Consider the following 22,735-nt stretch of genomic DNA (forward strand, 5'->3'; position numbering starts at 1 on the left):
AATAGTATGCCCACTTTTACAGGCGAAGAAGCACAAGAGTATGATAACCGTATTACCCGTTTAGTCCCAGGTTACGAGCTATTACATCAACTAACCATCGCACAGCTAAGCGCTACGTTAACTGATAACGCCCATATTTTAGTGGTAGGCGCAGGCACAGGTAAAGAAATCGCAGCGCTGGCGAATATTAATTCTACATGGCAGTTTACCGCTCAAGATACCTCGGCCGACATGTTAGCCATTGCTAAGCAACGCTTTATAGAGCACGGTATTGATGCACGTATCAGCATTGAGTGCCAACCAGTAGATAAATTAAAAGTTAAAGCCGACGCGGTATTATGTTTATTGGTGATGCATTTTGTTGAAGATAACGGCGATAAGAAGCAGTTATTAAAGGGGATTAAAAATAATCTTAAAAAATCTGCACCAGTATTTATTGCTGATTTAATGCGCCCAGAAACCTCGTTTGAACGAGAGGCACAACTTAATACATGCAAAGAGCTTGGCCTTAGTGAAGCAGGAAAAACGCAAATGGCACATAACTTAGAGCGTGAGTTTTACCCGCTTGATCGGATGCGTTTTAGTGAGTTACTTAATGAATGTGGCTTTGGCATTCCAAAACTGTACTTTAAAGCACTTGGTTTTAGTGGGTACGTGGTATAAATTTTTTGCAAAAAAAAAGCTAATATCGTATTGATATTAGCTTTATCGCTTAACGTTAGTTTAGCGTGGTGAGTGCACTTTAAAGCCCACTCCCTTTAAATTAGATGCAAACGATGTTTTCAGCTTGCGGGCCTTTTTGACCTTGAGTTACGCTGAACTGTACTTTTTGGCCTTCAGCTAAAGTTTTGAAACCGTCGCCTGAGATTGCGCTGAAATGTGCGAAAACGTCTGGGCCAGACTCTTGCTCAATAAAACCAAAACCTTTAGCTTCGTTGAAAAATTTTACAGTACCAGTAGTTGTATTAGACATAATAATATCCTAAAAAAATAAATAAAAAATTGCCTTAAAATAGGCGTTTAACAGGAAGAAAACAAACATTTAACTTGAGGATATCGCGAAGGATTATTACTAATAACAACGTGGTACTTACAAATAAACTGGGCTTTCTATCAACCCGATGGCAAGCAGAATAACAGCAATACAGTTTATAACAAGCTTTATTTATACTTTATTTTTATATACAACTGTAAAGCCTCTTATAATAGGCTTTACAGCGTCCTCGGCTTAACTTTTTAAACTTCGTGTTAAAACATAACCTGTTAAAAGTGCAAATTACGCGCTCTTACAATATCTTTCATCACAATGGTTGAGGTTAAACGTTGTACACCTGGTAGGGCTGATAGCTTGTCATCGTAGAGTTGTTGGAACGCGGCTAAATCTTTAGTAACGACATGTAACAGGTAATCAGGTGTACCGAATAGTCGTTGAGCATTGGTGATCTGAGGAATAGCATCCACTGCTTGCTCTAATTTGCTTAGCGACACTTTATCGCCCTCTTTAATAGTAATAAATACTAACGCAGAAAAGTTTAAACCCACTTTCTCAGGTGATATTTCGGTGCGGTAACCCACAATTGCTTTGCTTTTCTCAAGCTCTTTAACACGGCGGTGACAGGGCGACACGCTTAGCCCAACACGATCAGCCAATTCAGAGAGGGTAAGTCTGCCATCGACTTGTAATTCGGCAAGAATTTTCCTATCCATGGTATCCATAGTTAATTATTTCCTAAAATGAACGCTTATATTAGTAAAATACAGTAACTTTTACTCATCAGAAAGAAATAAAATAGCTACTCACTTATTTTAGGTTATAGCGCTATGGATATTAATATTATTTTTTCTTTTTGGCTGGTATCAATTTTGTTTATTCTCACCCCTGGTGCAGATTGGGCTTATACAATTAGTGCAGGAATAGCAGGCGATAAAATTGTTCCTGCGGTAGCGGGGTTAATACTTGGGCATTTAATGGCCAGTTTAATAGTAGTGGTAGGGTTAGGCGCACTATTAGCTTCACATGACATTTTTATAAAGCTGTTAACCTTGTTCGGCGCTTTATACATAATTTGGATTGCTACATCACTGTACCGATTTCCTCCTATGCCTGCTGCCTATAACGATGGCCAACAACACACCTCAGACACCCCTCTAAAGTGGATGAGAAAGGGTTTTATTATTAGTGGTTTAAACCCTAAAGTAATGCTGTTATTTTTAGCCTTGTTACCACAGTTTGTGTTGCCAACTTTATCGTTTTCTATCACTGAACAATTGCTGGTACTGAGTGTAATTCATTTAGTAGGCTGTGCGTTGGTGTATTGGTTAATAGGGATAAGTGCCAGAAAAATCCTTAGTAACAATCCCGCATTGTCGCTTAAGTTTGGGCGTGCATCGGCATGTGTACTGTTTATTTTGGGCTCACTAATGCTAGTTGATAGCGCACAAAAACTAACTCACGTCGTGTAACAGTAGCAAAAAAGAAAGTGGCTTATCTTAGCTGAGCCACTAATTCACTCAAACGGGCAATTTTAATATTACTCAGCTGCCTATAATCAAAATAGGGGCACACAATAATATTCTGGCTTTTATCTATAGCAAACTCATCATCAAGCCAATCAAATTGGGCGTTTAATTTACCTTGTTGTATTAAGTTTTTAGCGTGAGTTCGACCAGCAATAATGTGCAACTGGTTTTTACTCTCAGTAAGCACCGGTGTGCTAAATAGTAATGCAGTCCCGCTATGCTGTTGTAACAACAGCTCATCTCGATATGCTTGCCAGCTTACTGCTTGTTTAGCAAATGAGTAATGCTCGCTTGGCAGCGCAAATAACACTTTGGCGTACACATTAAAGACTTTTCGCCAACCATTGCCACAGTGCTGATTTATACTGTTTATTTGCCCACTAACCACAGGTTCTAGCTGCTCTAGTGTTTCAAAGTAGGGCATAGGGGGCGCTTTTGCGACATACACAGCAACTCTAAATGAGTCATCACCTAACCCTATTAACTGGCTGCTCACCTTAACTACTCTTATTTTGCGCTAAAATACGGTCAAGGTTGTTAGCAAAGTTTTGTCTGTCACTTTGGCTTAACGGAGGCGGCCCACCACTCATTTCTACGCCGCTTGAGCGCATAGTATCCATAAAGTCGCGTACATTTAGTAAGGAGCGAATGTTTTCAGTGGTGTAAAGCTCACCGCGCGGATTAAGCGCTTGGCCGCCGTTATCAATCACTTCGCTAGCTAGCGGAATATCTCCAGTGATCACTAAATCATCCTTTTCAACTCGTTTAACTATTTCATCATCAGCCACATCAAAGCCTGATGACACTTGCAGTCGGCTAATAAATTTTGATGGTGGAATGCGCATGGCATGATTTGCAACCAGTATTGTTTCTGTATGCGTACGCTCTGCAGCTCTAAATAAAATTTCTTTTATTACCACCGGACAAGCGTCAGCATCAACCCAAATTTTCATGCTAAGTTCTTTAAATTGCTTTAGTATTAGAGCGATCCTATAGCAATTTCTAAAGAAAAGGAAACAACATGAAACTCGCTTTTAAAACCGCATTATTTATTACTGCTATGTTTTTACTCAGTGCCTGTACCAGCGCACCGGAAGGAATAACCCCTGTTAAAAACTTTGATTTAGAAAAGTACCAAGGCAAGTGGTATGAGATAGCACGATTAGACCACTCTTTTGAACAAGGGATGGAACAAGTAACAGCCACCTACTCAATTAACGATGATGGAACGGTAAAGGTATTAAACAAAGGATTTATTAGCAAAGATCAGCAGTGGGACGAAGCCGAAGGCTTAGCTAAATTTGTAGAAAACACCGATACAGGGCATTTTAAAGTGTCATTTTTTGGGCCGTTTTATGGTGCCTATATTATTTTTGAGCTCGACCAACCTGATTATCAATATGCCTTTATTACCAGTTATAGCAAAGATTACTTATGGTTTTTATCACGCACACCAACAGTAAGCAAAGAGCTTAAGCAGCACTTTTTAAGCCAAGTAAAGGCGCTTGGGTTTGCAACTGACGAAATTATTTGGGTAAATCAAAAACCGCTGTAAAGGGGGTTTACATGAGAGTATGATAAATAACCTTAGCTGTAATAAAACGATCACCTTACTGTAAGGTAAGTTAAATAAAGCAAGGCTATATTAGCCGCATCTGCAAAGAGACAGGCAGGTGAAGACATAATGACAATCCCCCTTTTTTAATTGGCAAGCCTGATGGCTTGCCATTTTTTTCCGCAATTTAGCCTATTTTTTGGGATCAGGTTTTTACTAACTAAAGCCCATTTAAACCAAAAAATAACGTACTCATGGCCAATATTACTAATATGAGTAAGTTAAAAAGTTTAGTTAACCTCACCAAAAAGCTATAAAAAATCATTACAATTAAAGCACTTAACGTCATATAGCCACAAAATTGCAAACCACCATAACCTTGTAATTCGTTAACACATAACAGCAAACTTAGTAAAATACTGATCCAAGCAACACTCAATAAAACCAAACGCTGCTGTTGAGTAGGGCGCTTATTAAAAACATCCTTAAAATGATTAAACTTAGCCAGCGCAAAGCAGTTAAAAGCCAGCAAACATAAACTAAAAGGAAGCAAGGCAATCATACTTTTTGCTCCTGAGTATTTATTGGAGTTGGTTTTTTAGCTTGCAGAGCAGTACGTAATTTTTCGGTTTGTAACAAAAACAGCAAACCAAACGCTAGAAAAAGACTGTCAAACATAAATAATGCCCACTGTTCGTTACGCAAATAACTGATTATATTACCTTCAGTGGAGAGCGCATTAACCACTGGCACACTAAAGCAAGCAATGCTGTTTATGGCAGCCATCACACACCACTGCAACTTGTCACGCTTTACAAAGGCAATGATGAACACACATAGCCAAGTTAAAAAGAAAGCGAGTATTTCTTTACCCGCGCGCTCAGCAACCTGTTTGCCAAGTAAACGATTAGCCAAAAAGAAAGCCGATGTAGCCAAGGGTAATCCCATCAATGTTCCTAGATTTAACCCTTCAACGAGCTTTAGCCCCCAAGATGGTTGAGTATTTTTTTTCATTCTTTCGCGTAAGCGCTTAGCCCACATTATGCAGCCTGTCGCTATCATTATGCAGCCGGCAATGCCGCCTAAAAAATATAAAACACGTAATAATGGTTCTGCTAAACGCCCAGTATGCATTGAGTTTAATGATTCATATAGCGCCTTACTGCCAGTGAGTTCATCATCAGTTTGAGCAACAAGCTCACCACTCGCTCCGCTAAAAATTAAACGGGGTGATTGATCCCTTAATGTTTTTCCAGGGCTCACCAAAACCATAATAGTTGCAGCGGCTTTATTCGGCTTATTAATAATTACCCGAGTTATATCAGCCTCTGGCCACTTGGTATAAACCTGATCTAAAACAGTATTTATAGGCACTAGAGGTGCAGTACCCTGCAATGATTCTGTTACAGGACTACTTGGCGAAACATCATTGAAAAAACCACGTATTCCATTTTCATAAACGGTTTGCGCGGGGTAGGGAAATATCATGAATATCAGAGTAATAATGCCGGTATAGGTAATCATTAAATGAAACGGTAAGGCAAATACAGAACTTAAATTATGTACATCTAACCAGCTACGACTGCCTTTATTAGCTCTAAAAACAAACATATCTTTAAAAATTCGTTTATGAATTACTATCCCTGATATCAATGCAATAAGCATAAACAAGCTTGCAAAACACACAATCCAACGCGCTGTTTTTACATCAATATAATGTAAATCAAAATGCAGGCGATAAAAGAAATTTCCACCTCGGGTATCTACAAAGGGTGCTAGAGGCTGCATGGTATTTGGATCTATACGGGTGTTTTCAAAAGACGCTCTGCGCTGCCCTGGCTCTTTTGGCTTAGCATAACCATACGTTAAATAGGGTACACGCTCTTCTGGGAGTGTTATACGCCAGTTAGGCGCATTAGGTGCTTGCGAATTTAAATACTCAACGCCGCTTATTATTTGTCGCTTTTGCGCGCCAATACGGTCTGTCTGCTGCTCAATATTATGAATACTTGGCTGATTCCATAAACTAACTTCATCTCTAAAAAAGCTGATAGTGCCTGCAAAAAATATTAAATACAGTAACCAACACACGAGTAAACCTACCCATGTATGTAACCAGGTCATTGAGCGAAAAAAACTCCCTTTCATAACCATCCCTTCATTAACGACAATATAAAAAATTGCACTGCAACACTTAGTAAAATACTGATCCAAACTGTTTTTAACGACTGAAGATAAAAACTATAAATAAACACCAGTGCATAAATTAAAATACTCGCAGACACACTTAAAAGAACCGCGTCAACTTTAGAGACCGGCACCACAACACTTAACAGCGACACACTGACGGCAGTAAAAAAATACCCGCCCACAATGGCGACAAAAAAACGCGATAAAACCGCTAATTCATAGTTAAAGCGCTGCATAAATTGCCATAACATAGAAAAAGCGGGTTTGGGAAAGTCTAAAAGACGGTTAGAGGCCTGCATATACTGCAAATTCCTTTTAAACATAGCTAAAAAAGATGGCGATATTATAACGCCAACAAACACAAAAGATAGTAATTCTTATTTGTATTTGAATGCAGTGATAAGCATTAAATTGAGTTAGTTAAATACTGATCTACATTAAGATTAACAACCAGCAATAAAACAACACGTATAAGGAAAGGCCTTCCTAGATGCGTTGTTGTTACCGACGAAATATATATAGCCGCAGTAAACATCCGTCAGTATATGAAATTAAAATTTAGCTAAAAGCACTTTCTTTAATGAGCTTTTACACAGCCCAAACAAAATTTTTGATACAAGCAGTTAATAATTAAAGACCTTTTAAACATTAAGTATCATTCAAGTAATCTAGGATCAGTATTTTACTAACAAGGTATAAAATATCGCCTATATAAACCGATTTTTTACTAACTGATTACCTGAGAGAGCTAAAAATGAAGCAAAACGCTGAAAAAACGTGCGTAAAAAATTAAGTTTTATACTTTTAAAGCGGTAAGTTAGTAAAAATCTGATCTTAAATATATGAGTTTAAATTGTAATGACTTTAATCATGCATACGACGATGAAATACAATGAGTAATTTATGCTCAATTAATGAGCATTTCACATACTTCTTGCAGCAGATTTTTTACCGTTTAAGCATAGAGCTTAAGGCAAAAAGCGTTAGTACTGCCTTACATAATAGTTCTAGGAAAATAAATAATGATTGATAAACATCATTATAGGCTCAGCATCAGTTGAACCACTCTGGCCAAACCTAAAACTAAGTCCCACAAGCGTTAAAATAAAATTAGTATCTGTGTTATTTTTCTCGTTGCATTTTCCTGATTAAAATTAATGATTTTGTATCATAAACACCCTAAAAACAGCAACAGCGTTAACAAAAAATTCCTTTTTGATAACAACTGTGTTTAAATCCGAAACAATGGATTGAGGTTCTCCTCTAAACTAACTTGCATGGAAGTAAAAAAATAATAATTTTTAAAAATGGAAAAACTATGAATAAAAAAATCTTTGCAGCTTCCGCTTTACTAGCAATCTCATCAACTTCTTTACTTGCATCTAACCAAACATTTCAAGCAAGTGTAAATGGTTGGACTGAGCCTACTTTTGCAGAGGATAGCGCACTTCACTTTGGTAAAATTCGTTTATCTACAAGCTCAACCTGTACGATGGATAATGCAGGCGTTGTATCGGGTGACTGTGATGCGTCAGATGCAAACATTCAATTAGGTGGAATTACTGTATCTGGTTTAGCGCCAAATTCAGCAATGAATATTACTGTATCTGGAAGCACAGGCACTAACTTAACTTTTGCTCCAGTAACAACGGCTACAGATGGCACAACCAGTGTAACAACTGCTGACAATGTTGCGTCTGCTTTCACTACTGATGCAAGTGCAACAGATATTACTGTTAGTGTATATGGTGATATGACGGTTGATTCTACACTGACAGCGGGCGCTGCTTACACTGTAGATTATACTGTAGATGTGTCTTTCCAATAAGACTATGAAAGCTGAGGCTAACTTACTAAGTTAGCCTCAGTTTATTTTTTTTGCGTAATTGCGCATTAAAAATAAAAATGTGTGGAGCATCGCGCTCCACTTTTTATTATCATGTTGTTGAGTTGTCCCATGATTCTTAAACTTTTTTGTTGGGCTACCCTTTGCCTAACTCTTTTACTACCTGAAATTTGTAATGCCAACCTTGCGTTGTCTGAATACCGTTTATACTTTGATGGGCGTACTAAAAATAATTCACTACTTATCCGCAATACCTCTAATAAAAATCTCGATTTTAAACTTGTTGTTACCCATAAAGATATGACCGAAGAAGGAGCGCTTATAGATGTTACTCCACAACAAGTTGAAGGGCGCTCTGCCAAAAACATGCTTCGGTTTTCACCACGTCGCGGCACTATTGCACCCAAAGGGATGCAAGCTATCAGAATGACCGTTCGCAAAAAAGCCGAGCTTGCTGTTGGCGAATACAGAGCGGTGCTTAAAATTATAGCCTCTGAATCACAAAACCCTGACGCTGATGGAATAAGCATTAGGCCTAAGGTTGCTTACAGCGTGCCTGTTATCGTTCGTCATGGCCAATTAGAGGCTGACTCAGAATTAATAAACCCGCAATTAATTACTCAAAATGGGCGCCCGACTCTAACATTTTGGCAAACACTCACAGGGAATCGCTCTGTGTATGGAAACTTTGAATTAGTTGATGAGAATAATGTAATGGTTGGTGAAATAGCCAATGTGGCCGTTTATACCCCTCTATCTCGTCGCAAGGTATACATCACTTTACAAGCTCCTGTGACAGGACCTTTGACACTCAATTACAAAGAAAACGAGCTTTACGGCGGTAAAATCGAGTTAGCGATCCCTATTAATATCAAATAGAAAGTGCTAAACATAAGGGCATTAGGCTGTGGTTTAGCGGCTCGCTTATTACTTTGTACATTACTGTTAATTGCACCTAAAGCAATCATCGCCAAGCAGTTACCGACTCTTTATCAATGGCCTATTGATGAGGAGGCTTTTGTGATTATAAATGTCAGGGTAAATGGGCGTTCAGTTGTCTCAGATTTAGAAGCCTACTATTCAAAATCAAATAAGTTGCTATTGCCCATAAGCGCCCTGAAATCGACTATGGGAATTAGCTTAAATGTGTCACAAAATACACTGGCTGCTAAAGTTGACGCAAGTGAGCTGGTTCTCAATGCTGAGCTTTCCTCAACTTTAGCGCCCTCAGAAAATGTTTCATTGTGGGCTGTCGATGACTACGACCACTATGTTGATTTATCCGTCATAAATACACTTTTAAATACCGACTCGCGCTTTGATTACTCACTGATGCAGGTTTCATTTTCTAGTAACTTGCTTACTTATAATAACAACCAATTAACGAGTGGTATTACAAAACAAATTAAGTCCAAAGCACTGCAATACGACCACTTTATAGACGACCAATACCAAACGCTGACCTATCCGGTATCTGAATATTCATTATCAGCAAGCTATAAATCGTCTAATAATCGTTATAAGGGGCTGCTCAGGCTTAATAGCTACTTTGACTTATTTCATCATCGAGCTGAACTACGATTCAACAAAAACGAAAACACCGCTAATACCTTTTTAAAAGTAACTAAAGACTTTAATTTAAGTGAACAAGAGCACTCACTGGCACGCATTCACTACCAATTGGGAGATATTCAATCTCAATCAGATCAGCTTATTACTAGCTCAAATCAAGGTCGGGGATTTTATATTTCAAATGCTAACCCTCATTCGGCACAAAACTTTTCAACCATCACCATTGAAGAACCGGCACTACCGGGCTGGCAAGCGGAGCTGTATCGAAACGGTCAATTTATTGCCACTACTCAAGCTAACGACGAAAATTTGGTTCGATTTATCGATGTTGAAACGTTTTACGGCAACAATATTTTTGAAATTAAACTTTTTGGCTCACAAGGCGAGCAAATCACACGTACTCAAAAATATACAATAGGACAAGACGCACTATCGCCCGGAAAAATAAGCTATCAAGTAGAGTTTTTAGAAACAGATAAAAGCGTTTTTAATCAATCTAATAACGCTTCAACAGCGATGAGTAATTCCTTTAAAAGCAATCTCTCATATGGCATTAGTGAATTTATCACTTATGACGCTCAAGTTACTCATTTGCAAACTGACCAAGATAACAGCAGCTACCTATCATCGGGGCTAAATACACTTACAGATCACGGCAGTTACCGTTTTTTAGCCACAAAACAACTCGATGCTGGCTATGCTTATTTTGCCGGTTTTAGAGGCCTACTTTCTAATAAACTTTATAACGATATCAATGTTAATGTTGAATACAGTGCCCTTAATGACTTTTCTAGCGCTTTATTTGTAGCACAAGAGAACTCACTCAAAAATAGGCTGTTATTGAGCCTAAATGGCCGGACTGATTTCTTTAACTCTCTTAACTGGAATATGAGATGGAGCAATGAAGTACGTGAAAATACCAATACTAAAAACCGACTCTCATTAGGTATCAATAAAAGTTATGTCGGAGGAACATGGTCAAGCCAACTATTTTATGATGACGATACAAATAACCTAATAAACCGGCTTTATTCTTCAATTGATATTGCCTCTTGGAAATGGACCAACACCTTAGATTGGCAGGCTAATAATGGCGCAGAACTCACTCGTTTGAGAAGTAGTTTGCGCTGGCCACAAACACAAAGCACTTTTAATCAAACCCAGCTGACTTATCAGTCTAACTCTGCAGCAAATACGCTTTTAAGTCATCAGTATACATACCGCCATGAGATATTTAATATACAAGTATCAGGGCAAGTCGATAATCAAGGAGATTGGCGCTTATCTTTAGGTTTAAATGGCACATTTAGTTTTGATCATTTAGAAGCAGACTTTAACTTTGACACTCCTCGCTCATTAAATTCCGGGCAAATAGAAGTTAGTTCGTTCATAGACTGGAATGAAAATGAAATCTTTGACCAAGGCGATGAGCCAATTCAAGACGTTAATTTTACTGGCAACTATCTATGGCGAGATAAATACACCAATAATGACGGAAAGGTCTTGCTGCCAAGCAGTTACGGTGGCCAGGTTTTAGATGTTAATTTACGCTCGTTGTCTAATCCTTACTTGCAGCCCTCTTTAGGGAAAATTAAAACATTAGCTCATAGAGGCGGACAAACCAAAGTAAATATTCCTTTAGTGGTCTACAACGAGGTTGAGGGGACTATTTATCTATCGAGCAATGAAAAGAGTAAACCTATCGCAGGACTGACGGTTGTACTTAAAGAAAAGGGCGGCGAAAAACATTATTCAACGGTCACTGAATATGATGGTTATTATTATTTTTCTAATGTTTCTCAAGGAAATTATATTCTCGAAATAGAAAAAAATGAGCAGCTATCAGAAAACATAACCATAAAAAACCTTCCCGAGCAGATCATCACTGAAAAAAGCGGCGATACCATAGTATTGCAAGACATCATTGTATACACAAATAACGCTAATACCTTAAATAAGCAACCAACAACAGCAGCTAAAGCAAACCAAAACACGCCTTATTTTGTGCAATTAGGCGTATTCAAAAAGTTTCAATCGGCACTTATTGTGGCGAATAAAATTGATAAAGCAGCCTATGCTTTGCAGTTATATAAACATGAAAACCGTGATAGCTATTACCTCGTTGCAGGCCCATATAATAATGCAGCTAAAGCACAGCAAACCATTAATGATGTTTATTCAATACCGGCGCTTCATGGCAGCTTTATGGTTGATGCAAGACGATATGCCTCACCACAGTGGCGAAAAATAGGGGAGTGGGGCGATATGCAAACCCAAAAAACTGAGACTTACTTTTGCCAGTACGTAGCATATACCTCTGAAAAATCAGTTAATAAAAAACTGCTAAGGGAAAATCCATCACTGTTCGTAGCAAAGCAAGCAATAAAAGGTGAAGCCCATTATTTGATGCTGTCAGGGCCGCATAATGCAAAGCAAACAGCGTGTGATAAGCAAGTGGTTAAACAAATAAAAGGGCTCACCACCGCGATAAAGAAACCTTGGCACAGCATTTTTTCTATAAATCAGTAGTAAAGTACTGCACCTGTGTTTTGCCATCACTGTTTAAATGCGACTCACATTTTATTTCACAACGCGCTCCCGCGGATTCGGCAACCCAAATCGATTGCGCGCTCTTTTTAATATAACACGCAGAATACAGCGCATCTTCTTTTTGCGCAGCAACAACAAAACAGCGTTGAAAATTACCCAAAGGTAACACTTTAATTGGATAAACTTGTTCTTGTGCAATTACACCAGCACTAAACGTTTGTGATGATTTAGCATAAACAGCATACGAAATAGCGAGCATACATACCAAAAACATTAAAATAGATATTTGTTTCATATAATTAAAGCGAATTAAAAAACAATATAGTAAGTGTAGAATAAATTCATTTTTATGTGTTTATTTAGCAATTATTAGATTGAAAATAGCAATGGCCGCCTATCTAATTAGTTGAATCACCACAAGTCAATGTACTGATGTTATAATACATTTTTTTGCAAAAAGAGCGGGGCACTATGTTAACTATTTCAAACAGCGTAACCATTGATGAATGGGAAGTAGAGCTAAGCGCTATTCGCTCGCAAGGCGCTGGCGGACAAAATGTTAATAAGGTAGCCAGTGCTATACACTTACGCTTTGATATAAACCGCTCTAAATTGCCCGAGTTTTATAAAGAACGATTACTTGCTTTAAAAGATTCAAGGATCACCAAAGAAGGGGTATTGATAATTAAAGCCCAGAGCCACCGCACTCAAGAGCTCAACAGGGAAGATGCGCTTAAACGACTAAAAGATCTAATTTTAAGCGCCACTAAGGTTAATAAGGCACGTCGTGCTACCAAACCTAGCCGTAACTCACAGCGTAAACGTATGGATAAAAAAACCAAACACGGCCAAACCAAAGCTCTCCGCGGTAATATTAAGCTGTAACTTAAGTAACCTGACTCTGGTTAAGCACATAAAAAAGGCTGCGAATGCAGCCTTTAATTTAATCATAAGTATGATGGCGGGTGACGCTAAATCGGTTTAGGATTCGATGCACTACATACACTGCGCTTAAGCTTACTGTTACTGCAACAGCCACCGAGCTAAATCGATACATGGCGCTGTATATTAAATCTTGCCCAGGGCCTAACGACTGACCAAATAAAATCCCAAAAGTGGTCAATACCCCAAACCCAACCCCCGGTGGACCACCACCTAAAATATGAAAACGACTGAATATAAAAGATAAAATCCATAATATAGCCACCGGAAAAAGCAAAACGTCGGTATGGTTATACAAAAACAACTGCGCAACTAAAGCAGCATTACAGCCTATCAGTGTACCAATAATACGTTGCCAACTTGCGGTGCCCGCAGCCTTAAAACACAACGAAAATAAAATTAAAATAGATGCCGCTTGCGCCGAAATTGAATCTTGCAAATCAAGCACCTGAAAAACCACAAACGACAAAGTCGCAACCGTGGCACATAACAACACCTCATGACGAATACTTTCTTTATCCTTGTGCGGTACAGCGCGCATGGGTCGCGCTGTCACATCAGGAAACAAGCCATGCATTAAGAGCGCAATAATAATAGTAATAAAAATAGCCACACCATTACTTAAAATAAGCGGGTAAATGCTACTAGCTTGATCAACATGGCTGGCAAAATGTAACTGAATCGATAAACTCACCGCACCTAACGCACCAAATAAAAACGCACCACCAGAGCTCATTAAGTAAAATAACACGCAAAAACTAGCAAAAATAATGAGCGTCATTAACACCGGCAAGTGTGAAAATAAGCCCTGTAAAATAAGCACTATAAACGCACTGTAGGCAGCACTGGCAACAAATTGACGTATCACGCCTTTGTTAATGCTTGGCACTAAACCGAGCAATAACATAGGGTAAACTGTAAAAAATATTCCATTTGGCCAATTCATTAACTTGCACAAAGTAAAACCAATAGTGCAGCCGCCAGCAATCCGTAGCGCTTGGCGTAAACCATTTGAATCGAGTTGTGGCGCTTGGCTAACATGTTGTGTCATTACTTGCCCCACTAATAAATGTAATGTAACCAACTAATAAAGCGGATCTGTACTGATCCCAACCATTGACCTACAACCGACTGTGGAAGTAACTGCACAGTGGCACGCGCACCACTGGGCATATTATTTATAAGCTGAGTATTATTTGGCAGTACTAAATGAATACGCTGACGCTGCGCATCCCGAACCCATCGATTGCTGGTTTCGGTGGTGCTAAGTAATCCATTTGCACTAAGTTGTCCGTCACTGACACCCGCTTCAAATATTTCAATTTTTGCGTCGAATACTTCACCAGGTCGGCTATCAAATACCACTTTTGCTAAACTGCCTGGCTGCATGTTTAATAGTGACTTTTCACGAAAATCGGCTACCAAATCTGCTTTTTTTGCTACAACCGCGAGTAATGGCTTACCCGCAACCGCATAGGAGCCTTCAAGTAACTGTAAATTAGCTACAACGCCATCACTTAAAGCACGCACTTGCGTATAAGATAAATTAAGCTCAGCTTGTGCTAACTGGTTTGCTGCATGGCGCAGTGCTAAGTTATCTTGCCCTGAATCGCCACGCGCTAGAACAGCTTCTGCCAACTGTGCTTCAAAGGCAGCTAAATTAGATTGGCTTGCTGCAAAATTTGCACGAATGCTTTCAAGCTCTTGCTCCGAAATAGAGTTTTGTTTGTAGAGTGTTTCGCCACGCTTTTTTAATAGCTGCTGCTCATGCAATTTAGCGTTAGCTGCACTTATTTGTGCCTCCAGCGCTTTTACGTTGGTATCAAGTCGTTTATTTTGCAGTTTGGCATCATCAAGCGCGAGCTGCGCTTGCTCAAGTGCTAGTTGGTAAGTATTTTTGTCTATTTCAAATAATACATCACCCGCTTTAACCGTTTGGTTATTACTAACCAATACATCGGTAACACGGCCGTTTATTTGCGGCGATATTTGAACAACCGAATGGTAAACCCGTGCTTGTGGCGTAACCGGTAGCCATACATCGGCAACAATATAATAGAAAAATACAACAATAAAACCAACGAGCGATACTTTAACGTAGCGAGCAAATTTTTGATCGGGTGTCATACTTATTTATCTCCAGATAAGTTTGCAATACAACGCCGCGCGTTTTCTTCCATTTGCACTAAACTATGCGCTATACCATCAAGCTGCTCCGTGCTTAAACCGGCATATAAACGCTGTTTAATATCGCTTGTGAGCTCTTTTAAGTGTTCTAATAACTTTATACCCTCATCGGTAAAGTACAATTTTTTACTGCGTTTATCGTGCTCATCAACTTGCCGAATAACCAGATTTTGCAGCTCTAATTGCTTAATGGTGCGCGTTAATGAGGGCATTTCAATACCTAAACTGGTCGCCAACGCTTGCTGTGTTGCTCCTAAAGGTAAATGATGTAAGTGGATCATTGCCGTCCAGCGCGACTGAGTTAAACCTAAGGGTTCAACCGCCAGTGTCACCGCTTCTCGACATAAGCGGTGCACTCGACCCATATTGCCGCACAAAGTTAAATCGAGTGTTTCATGAAAAGGAATACTGCTACTCATAGGAACTCTTACTTGTGAATATCAGCAAATTTTAGCATTAGTTAGCAGGCTAAGTAAATAATTGGCATTTTAACTTCACGTAAATAAGTATTATTTAGATAAATAGTGTACGGCAAGCTTATCTAAGAAAGTATAAAGCTTATTGTTCATCTCATCATAATCGTGACTTAAGAGCTTTTCGGGCTGTTCAACAAAGCGGTAATTATGGGCATTGGTTAAATCATCGTTGGCAATGAGGAGGGTAACCACCTCGGTGGTCAATTCCATGTGGCATTGAAAACCAAATACTAAATCGCTATAAGCGACTATTTGCCTTGGACAACCTTCGCTATAGGCAATAATACTGGCCGTAGCAGTCAGCCCGGGCATATCGTTATGCCAATGCCCCACATTAAGCTCACTGCCAAAATGGCTAAATAACGGATGATTCAAGCCTGCATCGGTGAGGGTAATAGCAAACTTACCAATTTCCTTTTCTAGACTAGGTTGATAAGTCGCGCCTAACGCTTCACCAATTAATTGCGACCCCAAACAAACGCCTAACACCACTTTGTTTGCCGTGATCGCACTGGCAATAAAGGCTTGTTCTTTTTTGCTATCAAAATAGGCGCACTCTGCAAGCGATGTAGCGGGCGATTGTGGCCCACCCATTACGATTAAAAAATCGATATCATCGGTATGCTGAGGTAAGGGTTCAGCTAAATAAATACGGGTATAAGACAACGTATGGCCATTCATTTTAGCCCAAGCTTCATAAGCGCCTGGCGCTTCAAAATGTTCATGAATAATAAAGTGAATGTGCATTGCCGTTTCCTTAAAATATTATCTTTTTAATAATACCCTAGGGTCACCGGATATAAGTGACCATGTGATATCAGCCGCTAAAAGTTAAGTAAATTAGCTGGAGAGTATTGATCAGTCAGCACCTTAGTATCACTTGGCCAGTCCTTACCATCTTTAGTGAAAAACATACGTTGGCTAATTGCCTCTATATCGACATCATAAGGGGCAAGTAACGGAGCTAGTTGCTTAACCCGCTGTGCTATTTGTTGCTCTGTAGGGGTTTTGTTATAACCGGCTAAAATAATACGGTTACTATTATTATTGGCTGTTACATTAATAAAATCGCCAAATACCGCATGATAAGTTGCCGATTCATGTTCATAAAGTTTACTTGATGAAAACGTGTTAGCAGCAACAATTCCGCCTTCAGCTAATACGCTTTTTATTTCTTCAAAAAACTCTTTTGTGAGTAGGTGCTCAGGAATGTAATCGCCATTAAACGCATCTAAAATAATCCAATCAAATTGCTGGCTTTTAAGCGCAGCACGTTTAATAAAAATACGCCCATCTTGTACTTTAGCAGTTACGTTATCGGTTTCTATAAAGTTAAAATAATCGCGCGCCACTTTAATTACCGAAGGATCTATTTCAACATTTTCAATGTGTGCCTTTGGGTATAGCTCATGAATCATATTAGAAAGCGTACCGCCACCTAAACCAATAATGAGCACATTTTTAGGGTTATCAATCAGTAATAAACTAGAAAAAGCCAGCTTAGTATAATTAAATACCAGTTTTTTAGGGTCGCTAATGTACATGCAACTTTGGCTGCTTTGTCGGGTTTTTTCATCAAACTTTAAACAGCGTAAATCGCCAGTTTCTTCAACGAGTAAATTTCGATATAAAGAGCGCTCTTTATGCACAACATTACTCATACTATGAGCTGAAAATAGCAGCGCCATTATACTAATAAACAATAATTTAAGCTTGTGCATAAACGGCCTCTCGCACTTTAAGTTTATCAAAGCTAATAGCAATTAGCCCAAGCGTGCCTAACACACCAGCAAAACCTAAAATAATGGTGTTAACATCAAACGCCAGTACCATATAAAAAGAGGTAATAATGGTGCCCAGCGCACTGCCTAAGGTACTTACAAAATAAAGGCCGCCAGCCACTTGGCCGCTGCGCTCACTATTGGTAACCAGCAAACGTACAGAGTAGGGCGAGATCATGCCTAAAATAATGGTGGGTATAAAAAATAACGCGGTTGAGGCGAGTAACGAGCCGTAGCGGCTGTCTTCAATATGCGAAAAAATAAATGCCATAATTGGCTCAGCAAACAAAGCAATGGGCACCACCATAATACTGGCAACTAAAAAGATTAACCCATATTTGGTCAACGAAGGATGACGAATAGACAGCTTCCCTCCCAGTAAATACCCGAATGATAAGCTAAGCATAAATACCGTAATAATACTGCCCCAGATATGTACGCTACTGCCAAAGTAAGGCGCTAAAATGCGCCCACCTAACAGCTCTATTCCCATAATACTAAAGCCACTGCTAAAGGCTAAAAAGTAAATTAATGCATTTGTTTTTGTTAACATTATATTATTCTTATTGTGTTATTTTCATCCATCTTAACGTGATAGCTGTATAGCCGCTAGTATAAAAATTAGACGCACACATAGAGCGCAAAAAAACATTTTGTTATAAAGTAACACATGTTATAGTTTTGGTTATAATATAACGTTACCAAAAAGCATTTTATGAAGTACTCATTAATTTACTTAGCCTGCTTAAGTGCAAGCGCACAAAGCATTGCCCAAAGCCAACCAATAGAGAAAATTGCGGTTACATATAAACAAGCTTACCGAGGCGATATTCCTCAAAAGCAAATGCCACAATCAATCGAAACCCTCGATAACGCGGTACTTGATCAAAAAGGAATAACTCAATTACAAGATGCGCTGGATTTTTCTGCCAGTATTTCACGTAAAAATAACAGTGGCGCATTATGGGATAGCTTTTCGATTCGTGGATTATCGGGTAACGAAAACATGCCATCGGGTTACTTAATTAATGGTTTTAGCGGTGGACGCGGATTCAGCGGCCCTCGTGATGTATCAAACATTGAGTACATTGAAGTATTAAAAGGTCCAGGTTCTGCACTATACGGGCGCTCAGAACCCGGCGGTACAGTAAATATCGTAACCAAAAAACCTCAATTTGAGCAACAGGGTGAGCTAAAACTTAGCTTAGGTAGTGATAATTTTAATCGCGTTGAAGGTGACTATACAAACGGCATTAACGATAACACAGCATTTAGAATAAATGGCGCATGGCAAGATAGCGATAGCTACCGCGATGAGGTGTACACCCATAAAAAGGTAGTTACGCCATCTATTTATCATCAAATAAACGCTTCAACCAGCATCACTTATGAATTTGAATACGTTGATTTAGCCCAGCTATTTGACCGTGGTGTTGTTGTACTTAATGATAATTTTAATACTGTTCCTAGCTCACGCTATTTAGGCAATCCAAACGATGGTGACACGCAAGTATATTCTCGTGGTCACCAAGTAACTTTAAATCACGATATAAACAATGAATGGTCACTCGTTGTAGGCGCAAACTACCGCAGCTCTACACTAACTGGGTTTTCGTCTGATGCTGAACTTGCACCCTCGCGCCAATCATTATTCGATGATGGCCGCACACTTACCCGCCAACAGCGCTACCGCGATTATGACGTTGATGATACTAGCCTTAAATTTGAGCTAAGTGGGCATTTTGATACCGCAGGCATTACCCATCACTTATTAATAGGAGCCGACGCATACAAATACGACTTACGCACTGGACTTTATCGTTATCGCGGCGGTAATAGCACTTACACAGTTGATATTTATCAGCCGAATTATAACGTTGCTCGTCCTGAAGTAGGTTTGCTCTACGAAAACAACGAACAACAAGATGCTTATGGTATATACGTTCAAGATCAAATGGATCTGACTGATAAAATTAAGCTATTAGTTGGCCTTAGATTCGATAGCGTAGATCAAGACATTTTAGAAACCAAAAGTGGTGTGCTTTCAAGCAGTTCACAAAGTCAGGTAAGTCCACGAGTAGGCTTAGTATATGAACTAAACAACGCTGTAACCTTATACAGCAGCTACTCCGAAGGCTTTTTACCATTAAGTGGTACAGATGCAAATGGCGACCCATTTGGCTTTGAATACAGTGACTCATTTGAAGTAGGCGCTAAATTTAGCTACCAAGGCATAACGGGAACCCTAGCATTATTTGATGCCACTAAAAGTAATATGTTAGTAGCCGACCCTGTAAACGTTGGTTTTTCAGCGCCTATTGGCAAAGCAAATAGTAAAGGTGTTGAACTCGATTTAAGTACTTATATTACTGATGATACAAAGTTTAATTTATCTTACGCTTATATAGATGCCAGTACGGCAAACGACATAATAAATGCTGATTGGGGCGTGCCAATCAAAAAAGGCAGCCCATTAGTCAATGTGCCTAAAAATAACTTAAATCTAACGCTTAGCCATCAAACGGCCGTTCTTGGCAAAGAGCTAGAACTAGGTGCCAGTTATCAGTACACCAGTGAGCGATTAGGCGATGCCGCCGATTTAACATTTAACTTACCGAGCTATCAACTAGTTGGTATTTTTGGGCAGGTAAACTTAACCGAGCGCACCAAGTTAAATATCAGTGTTAACAATATTCTTGATGAAGAATATGCTCAAAGTAGCTACAACGCATTATGGGTTTACCCCGGTGCGCCTACTCAATTTAAGATGTCATTGGCATATCAATTCTAACAATTTCATAGTCCCGATTAGCTATTTTAACCCGACTTTTGTTATTTAGCTTTTCATCCAAAGCGTCTTAATGTAGTGGTTAAGGCGCTTTTTTTATTGTTTTGTATAATACATAGCAGCTGTTAACCCCCTTTACAGTTATTCTTCAATTGATATGAAGGCAATTAAAAAAGCCGTATAATTTATATACGGCTTTTGTTTTTAATTAAAACTGATAGCTTATCCGAGCCGAAACATTACGTCCTGGTTGGCTATATTGGCTAAAATCAGTACCTTTGGATTGACCAGCAATAAGTTCAAACGGTACGTACTCTTTATCGAGTAGGTTAAGTAAACCTACATTCATTTGCCATGCTTTCCACTGATAATTTGCATATAAATCAACAACACCATAACCGTTACCTTGTGTTGTTTTATTACCATTAGTATCAAGTACTACATCAGACTGCGCCTTAGCTAAACGCCAAGCAGCGGTCCAATTAACATTGCCAAACTCAGTGCTTACTAATATAGAACCATTTAACGGGCTAATACTAGTAAGTGGCTGATCAGAGTCTTTGTTTTCACCATCTACGTAAGCAACATTGGCTTCTAATAAAATATCGTCGGTGACATACATAGCAATACCAGCTTCTACACCGCTGATCTGGGTTTCGCTAATATTTTGGTATTGGTAAAATGTTTTATTTACATTAGGAATATAAGTTGGCTCAACACCCGCAATGGTTGTTTCGATAAAGTCATCATAGGCAGCATAAAAAGTACTTAAATTTACACTAATATCGCTACTTGCGTATCTTAATCCGATCTCGAATGAGTCACTGCTTTCAGGGTCTAAATCTGCGTTTGGTAATATTTGATAAAATGGCTCAACACCATGGCTTTGATAGGCTTGGTCGTGTGGCGGTATTTTAAAGCCTCGAACATATTGCCCATACCAAGATAAATTATCGTCTACCTGATAAATCACACCCAGCTTTGGTGAGAACGCAGACTCGGTAATATCATCAAGCTCGGCGTCAGCGTATAACGCATCTTTTTTGGCTTCAAGTGCATAATAATCGTAACGAATACCCGCAACTAACGACCAATCAGTCTCGTTAAATTTAATACTGTCTTGCATATATACACCAACTAAAGAAGTATCGGCGCCAGGAAATGCTTTTTGTTTTTCATTCGTAAAATCAACAGTACCATCATTTAATACACGGGTTTTTAAGCGTGGTCGAGTAGTATCATATAAATCAATATCTACTCCATAGACAAATTTATGCTCGGTATTTTCTCCTTTAACTTCCTTACTAAATACCGCTTTTAAGCCTAAAATATCTTGCTCAAACCCGTAGTCATTATAATCGATGTAATTTCTAGCTGCGCTTATTTGGTCACTTTGTTGCTCGTATCGACTATAAGATAGTTGCCCATACCATTTATCAAATATAGCTGTTGCCATATCTGAATCATAATCGAGTGCAAATGAGATATTTGTGTCTTCGTCTTCGGTTTCTTGAATGGATGGAGTGATTACTTGCTCTGTTGTTTGATTAAAGTAATCTAAGGTATATTTAAGGGTCCGTTTTTCATCAAGTTTTTGCTCAACTTTAAGCAGTAAAGCATCAGAGCGGGCATCGTAACCTGGTAAATCTTCAACGTAGTTTTGTACTTCTTCACTATCGCGATGGCTATAAACAGCGCTAATAGCAACGTCACCTAAATCTTTTGCTGCTGTAATATCAGCAGCAACCTGATTGCTTTGGCCTTGATAACCTAACGCTACTTTTACTAAGCTTTGTTGATCCACTAAATAATCACTCGGGTCTTTAGTTGTTATTACTACAATTCCCCCTAGTGCATCAGAACCGTATAGCGATGATGCCGCCCCTTTTGCAACTTCAACTTGTTTAACACCCGCAACATCAAAGTAGTTTCGACCCACTAAATAACCGCCGCCGCCAGCGTAGCCATCGTTTGTGCGTCTTCCATCTTTAATAAAAACAACTCTGTTGCCACCAACACCCCGTACAGTTAATGTTTGCGCGCCTGCGCCACTGCCAGTACTTGAGATACTTGGATCGTATTTAAACATAGTTTGTAAATCTACAGCGAGCTGACGCTCAATATCTTGTTCGGTAATAACCGTTACTGAGCCAGTCACATCTTCAAGCTTTTGTTCAAAACGAGAGCCACTAACCACAATATGATCGTCAATAACATTTTCGGCCAATGCGCTACCAGAGCTAATTAACAAAGAGGCTAATGCTGTAAATTTAAAAGAAAAGGGATTCATCTCCACTCCAAATGATAATAGTTATTATTTACTTTTAA

At 39.0% G+C, this 22,735-nt stretch carries 23 protein-coding genes; 8 read left to right on the forward strand and 15 right to left on the reverse strand.

The window, feature by feature from the left end:
• Window positions 1-6: 6 nt before the first annotated feature.
• The gene (locus AC0VZ5_RS18795; protein ID WP_475474890.1) at window positions 7-663 is read left to right on the forward strand and encodes a class I SAM-dependent methyltransferase; all 657 of its coding nucleotides are present in this window, start codon (window positions 7-9) and stop codon (window positions 661-663) included.
• A gap of 100 nt (window positions 664-763) precedes the next feature.
• Here the strand turns inward: AC0VZ5_RS18795 and AC0VZ5_RS18800 are convergent, their stop codons facing one another.
• Together AC0VZ5_RS18800 and AC0VZ5_RS18805 are read right to left on the reverse strand one after the other, a co-directional pair.
• On the reverse strand, window positions 764-973 hold the full coding sequence (locus tag AC0VZ5_RS18800; RefSeq protein WP_008110773.1) for a cold-shock protein: 210 nt from the start codon (window positions 971-973) through the stop codon (window positions 764-766).
• A gap of 290 nt (window positions 974-1,263) precedes the next feature.
• Window positions 1,264-1,716 (reverse strand): Lrp/AsnC family transcriptional regulator, encoded by a 453-nt coding sequence (locus AC0VZ5_RS18805; protein WP_010388715.1) that lies wholly within the window; start codon window positions 1,714-1,716, stop codon window positions 1,264-1,266.
• Window positions 1,717-1,821: 105 nt separating this feature from the next.
• Between AC0VZ5_RS18805 and AC0VZ5_RS18810 the strand changes: the two genes are divergently transcribed.
• Window positions 1,822-2,463, forward strand: a complete 642-nt coding sequence (locus AC0VZ5_RS18810) for a LysE family translocator (RefSeq protein WP_138595405.1) — start codon at window positions 1,822-1,824, stop codon at window positions 2,461-2,463.
• Between the two features lie 22 nt (window positions 2,464-2,485).
• On the opposite strand, the gene AC0VZ5_RS18815 is transcribed toward AC0VZ5_RS18810, so the two are convergent.
• Window positions 2,486-3,016, reverse strand: coding sequence for a DUF6942 family protein (locus AC0VZ5_RS18815; protein WP_475474891.1), 531 nt, complete (start codon window positions 3,014-3,016; stop codon window positions 2,486-2,488).
• Between the two features lies 1 nt (window position 3,017).
• On the reverse strand, window positions 3,018-3,473 hold the full coding sequence (locus AC0VZ5_RS18820) for a YaiI/YqxD family protein (RefSeq protein ID WP_475474892.1): 456 nt from the start codon (window positions 3,471-3,473) through the stop codon (window positions 3,018-3,020).
• A gap of 68 nt (window positions 3,474-3,541) precedes the next feature.
• Between AC0VZ5_RS18820 and AC0VZ5_RS18825 the strand changes: the two genes are divergently transcribed.
• Window positions 3,542-4,075, forward strand: coding sequence for a lipocalin family protein (locus AC0VZ5_RS18825; protein WP_138606440.1), 534 nt, complete (start codon window positions 3,542-3,544; stop codon window positions 4,073-4,075).
• Window positions 4,076-4,295: 220 nt separating this feature from the next.
• On the opposite strand, the gene AC0VZ5_RS18830 is transcribed toward AC0VZ5_RS18825, so the two are convergent.
• From AC0VZ5_RS18830 to AC0VZ5_RS18840, 3 genes are read right to left on the reverse strand one after another with little or no spacing between them, the layout of a single operon-like run.
• Window positions 4,296-4,637, reverse strand: coding sequence for a DUF3325 domain-containing protein (locus AC0VZ5_RS18830; protein WP_198522926.1), 342 nt, complete (start codon window positions 4,635-4,637; stop codon window positions 4,296-4,298).
• A complete protein-coding gene (locus AC0VZ5_RS18835) occupies window positions 4,634-6,223 on the reverse strand; it encodes a PepSY-associated TM helix domain-containing protein (protein WP_475474893.1) in 1,590 nt (529 codons plus the stop codon). The genes AC0VZ5_RS18830 and AC0VZ5_RS18835 overlap by 4 nt, the downstream gene beginning before the upstream one ends.
• Window positions 6,220-6,564 (reverse strand): hypothetical protein, encoded by a 345-nt coding sequence (locus AC0VZ5_RS18840; protein ID WP_475474894.1) that lies wholly within the window; start codon window positions 6,562-6,564, stop codon window positions 6,220-6,222. Before AC0VZ5_RS18840 ends, AC0VZ5_RS18835 begins: the two co-directional genes overlap by 4 nt.
• A gap of 1,019 nt (window positions 6,565-7,583) precedes the next feature.
• Here AC0VZ5_RS18840 and AC0VZ5_RS18845 point away from each other — a divergent pair.
• From AC0VZ5_RS18845 to AC0VZ5_RS18855, 3 genes are all read left to right on the forward strand, one after another.
• Window positions 7,584-8,093 (forward strand): hypothetical protein, encoded by a 510-nt coding sequence (locus AC0VZ5_RS18845; protein ID WP_138606437.1) that lies wholly within the window; start codon window positions 7,584-7,586, stop codon window positions 8,091-8,093.
• 129 nt (window positions 8,094-8,222) lie between these two features.
• Window positions 8,223-8,990, forward strand: a complete 768-nt coding sequence (locus tag AC0VZ5_RS18850; RefSeq protein WP_249363162.1) for a fimbrial biogenesis chaperone — start codon at window positions 8,223-8,225, stop codon at window positions 8,988-8,990.
• Between the two features lie 3 nt (window positions 8,991-8,993).
• A complete protein-coding gene (locus tag AC0VZ5_RS18855; protein WP_475474895.1) occupies window positions 8,994-12,212 on the forward strand; it encodes an SdrD B-like domain-containing protein in 3,219 nt (1,072 codons plus the stop codon).
• Here AC0VZ5_RS18855 and AC0VZ5_RS18860 read toward each other — a convergent pair.
• Window positions 12,199-12,528, reverse strand: a complete 330-nt coding sequence (locus tag AC0VZ5_RS18860) for a hypothetical protein (RefSeq protein ID WP_464711624.1) — start codon at window positions 12,526-12,528, stop codon at window positions 12,199-12,201. The two genes, AC0VZ5_RS18855 and AC0VZ5_RS18860, sit on opposite strands and share 14 nt — an antisense overlap.
• Before the next feature lie 176 nt (window positions 12,529-12,704).
• Here AC0VZ5_RS18860 and arfB point away from each other — a divergent pair, with 176 nt between their 5' ends.
• On the forward strand, window positions 12,705-13,118 hold the full coding sequence (arfB, locus tag AC0VZ5_RS18865) for an alternative ribosome rescue aminoacyl-tRNA hydrolase ArfB (RefSeq protein ID WP_010388730.1): 414 nt from the start codon (window positions 12,705-12,707) through the stop codon (window positions 13,116-13,118).
• Between the two features lie 58 nt (window positions 13,119-13,176).
• Here the strand turns inward: arfB and AC0VZ5_RS18870 are convergent, their stop codons facing one another.
• From AC0VZ5_RS18870 to AC0VZ5_RS18895, 6 genes are all read right to left on the reverse strand, one after another.
• A complete protein-coding gene (locus AC0VZ5_RS18870) occupies window positions 13,177-14,226 on the reverse strand; it encodes a DUF2955 domain-containing protein (RefSeq protein WP_054201519.1) in 1,050 nt (349 codons plus the stop codon).
• 11 nt (window positions 14,227-14,237) lie between these two features.
• The gene (locus AC0VZ5_RS18875; RefSeq protein WP_475474896.1) at window positions 14,238-15,302 is read right to left on the reverse strand and encodes an HlyD family secretion protein; all 1,065 of its coding nucleotides are present in this window, start codon (window positions 15,300-15,302) and stop codon (window positions 14,238-14,240) included.
• 2 nt (window positions 15,303-15,304) lie between these two features.
• The gene (locus AC0VZ5_RS18880) at window positions 15,305-15,781 is read right to left on the reverse strand and encodes a MarR family winged helix-turn-helix transcriptional regulator (RefSeq protein WP_475474897.1); all 477 of its coding nucleotides are present in this window, start codon (window positions 15,779-15,781) and stop codon (window positions 15,305-15,307) included.
• A 90-nt stretch (window positions 15,782-15,871) separates the two neighbouring features.
• Complete coding sequence (locus tag AC0VZ5_RS18885; protein WP_475474898.1) at window positions 15,872-16,585, reverse strand: type 1 glutamine amidotransferase; 714 nt, start codon at window positions 16,583-16,585, stop codon at window positions 15,872-15,874.
• Window positions 16,586-16,662: 77 nt separating this feature from the next.
• Window positions 16,663-17,559, reverse strand: coding sequence for a spermidine synthase (locus AC0VZ5_RS18890; RefSeq protein ID WP_475474899.1), 897 nt, complete (start codon window positions 17,557-17,559; stop codon window positions 16,663-16,665).
• Window positions 17,546-18,172, reverse strand: a complete 627-nt coding sequence (locus AC0VZ5_RS18895; protein WP_010388742.1) for a fused MFS/spermidine synthase — start codon at window positions 18,170-18,172, stop codon at window positions 17,546-17,548. The genes AC0VZ5_RS18890 and AC0VZ5_RS18895 overlap by 14 nt, the downstream gene beginning before the upstream one ends.
• A 162-nt stretch (window positions 18,173-18,334) precedes the next feature.
• Between AC0VZ5_RS18895 and AC0VZ5_RS18900 the strand changes: the two genes are divergently transcribed.
• Entirely contained in the window at window positions 18,335-20,410 is a 2,076-nt protein-coding gene (locus AC0VZ5_RS18900) for a TonB-dependent siderophore receptor (protein WP_475474900.1), read from the forward strand.
• Between the two features lie 205 nt (window positions 20,411-20,615).
• On the opposite strand, the gene AC0VZ5_RS18905 is transcribed toward AC0VZ5_RS18900, so the two are convergent.
• Window positions 20,616-22,697: a TonB-dependent hemoglobin/transferrin/lactoferrin family receptor gene (locus tag AC0VZ5_RS18905; protein ID WP_475474901.1), complete on the reverse strand. Its 2,082-nt coding sequence runs from the start codon at window positions 22,695-22,697 to the stop codon at window positions 20,616-20,618.
• Between the last annotated feature and the right edge of the window lie 38 nt (window positions 22,698-22,735).

The sequence above is a fragment of the Pseudoalteromonas sp. QJM3NY_12 genome (assembly GCF_056173165.1).

What these genes read in the sequence shown, in the direction of transcription:
- arfB (WP_010388730.1), top strand. Translation starts at nt 12,705, where the DNA reads ATGTTAACTATTTCAAACAGCGTAACCATTGATGAATGGGAAGTAGAG.
- AC0VZ5_RS18835 (WP_475474893.1), bottom strand. Translation starts at nt 6,223, where the DNA reads ATGAAAGGGAGTTTTTTTCGCTCAATGACCTGGTTACATACATGGGTA.
- AC0VZ5_RS18830 (WP_198522926.1), bottom strand. Translation starts at nt 4,637, where the DNA reads ATGATTGCCTTGCTTCCTTTTAGTTTATGTTTGCTGGCTTTTAACTGC.
- AC0VZ5_RS18895 (WP_010388742.1), bottom strand. Translation starts at nt 18,172, where the DNA reads ATGTTAACAAAAACAAATGCATTAATTTACTTTTTAGCCTTTAGCAGT.
- AC0VZ5_RS18810 (WP_138595405.1), top strand. Translation starts at nt 1,822, where the DNA reads ATGGATATTAATATTATTTTTTCTTTTTGGCTGGTATCAATTTTGTTT.
- AC0VZ5_RS18850 (WP_249363162.1), top strand. Translation starts at nt 8,223, where the DNA reads ATGATTCTTAAACTTTTTTGTTGGGCTACCCTTTGCCTAACTCTTTTA.
- AC0VZ5_RS18840 (WP_475474894.1), bottom strand. Translation starts at nt 6,564, where the DNA reads ATGCAGGCCTCTAACCGTCTTTTAGACTTTCCCAAACCCGCTTTTTCT.
- AC0VZ5_RS18870 (WP_054201519.1), bottom strand. Translation starts at nt 14,226, where the DNA reads ATGACACAACATGTTAGCCAAGCGCCACAACTCGATTCAAATGGTTTA.
- AC0VZ5_RS18820 (WP_475474892.1), bottom strand. Translation starts at nt 3,473, where the DNA reads ATGAAAATTTGGGTTGATGCTGACGCTTGTCCGGTGGTAATAAAAGAA.
- AC0VZ5_RS18880 (WP_475474897.1), bottom strand. Translation starts at nt 15,781, where the DNA reads ATGAGTAGCAGTATTCCTTTTCATGAAACACTCGATTTAACTTTGTGC.
- AC0VZ5_RS18905 (WP_475474901.1), bottom strand. Translation starts at nt 22,697, where the DNA reads ATGAATCCCTTTTCTTTTAAATTTACAGCATTAGCCTCTTTGTTAATT.
- AC0VZ5_RS18825 (WP_138606440.1), top strand. Translation starts at nt 3,542, where the DNA reads ATGAAACTCGCTTTTAAAACCGCATTATTTATTACTGCTATGTTTTTA.
- AC0VZ5_RS18875 (WP_475474896.1), bottom strand. Translation starts at nt 15,302, where the DNA reads ATGACACCCGATCAAAAATTTGCTCGCTACGTTAAAGTATCGCTCGTT.
- AC0VZ5_RS18805 (WP_010388715.1), bottom strand. Translation starts at nt 1,716, where the DNA reads ATGGATACCATGGATAGGAAAATTCTTGCCGAATTACAAGTCGATGGC.
- AC0VZ5_RS18845 (WP_138606437.1), top strand. Translation starts at nt 7,584, where the DNA reads ATGAATAAAAAAATCTTTGCAGCTTCCGCTTTACTAGCAATCTCATCA.
- AC0VZ5_RS18885 (WP_475474898.1), bottom strand. Translation starts at nt 16,585, where the DNA reads ATGCACATTCACTTTATTATTCATGAACATTTTGAAGCGCCAGGCGCT.
- AC0VZ5_RS18795 (WP_475474890.1), top strand. Translation starts at nt 7, where the DNA reads ATGCCCACTTTTACAGGCGAAGAAGCACAAGAGTATGATAACCGTATT.
- AC0VZ5_RS18890 (WP_475474899.1), bottom strand. Translation starts at nt 17,559, where the DNA reads ATGCACAAGCTTAAATTATTGTTTATTAGTATAATGGCGCTGCTATTT.
- AC0VZ5_RS18860 (WP_464711624.1), bottom strand. Translation starts at nt 12,528, where the DNA reads ATGAAACAAATATCTATTTTAATGTTTTTGGTATGTATGCTCGCTATT.
- AC0VZ5_RS18900 (WP_475474900.1), top strand. Translation starts at nt 18,335, where the DNA reads ATGAAGTACTCATTAATTTACTTAGCCTGCTTAAGTGCAAGCGCACAA.
- AC0VZ5_RS18800 (WP_008110773.1), bottom strand. Translation starts at nt 973, where the DNA reads ATGTCTAATACAACTACTGGTACTGTAAAATTTTTCAACGAAGCTAAA.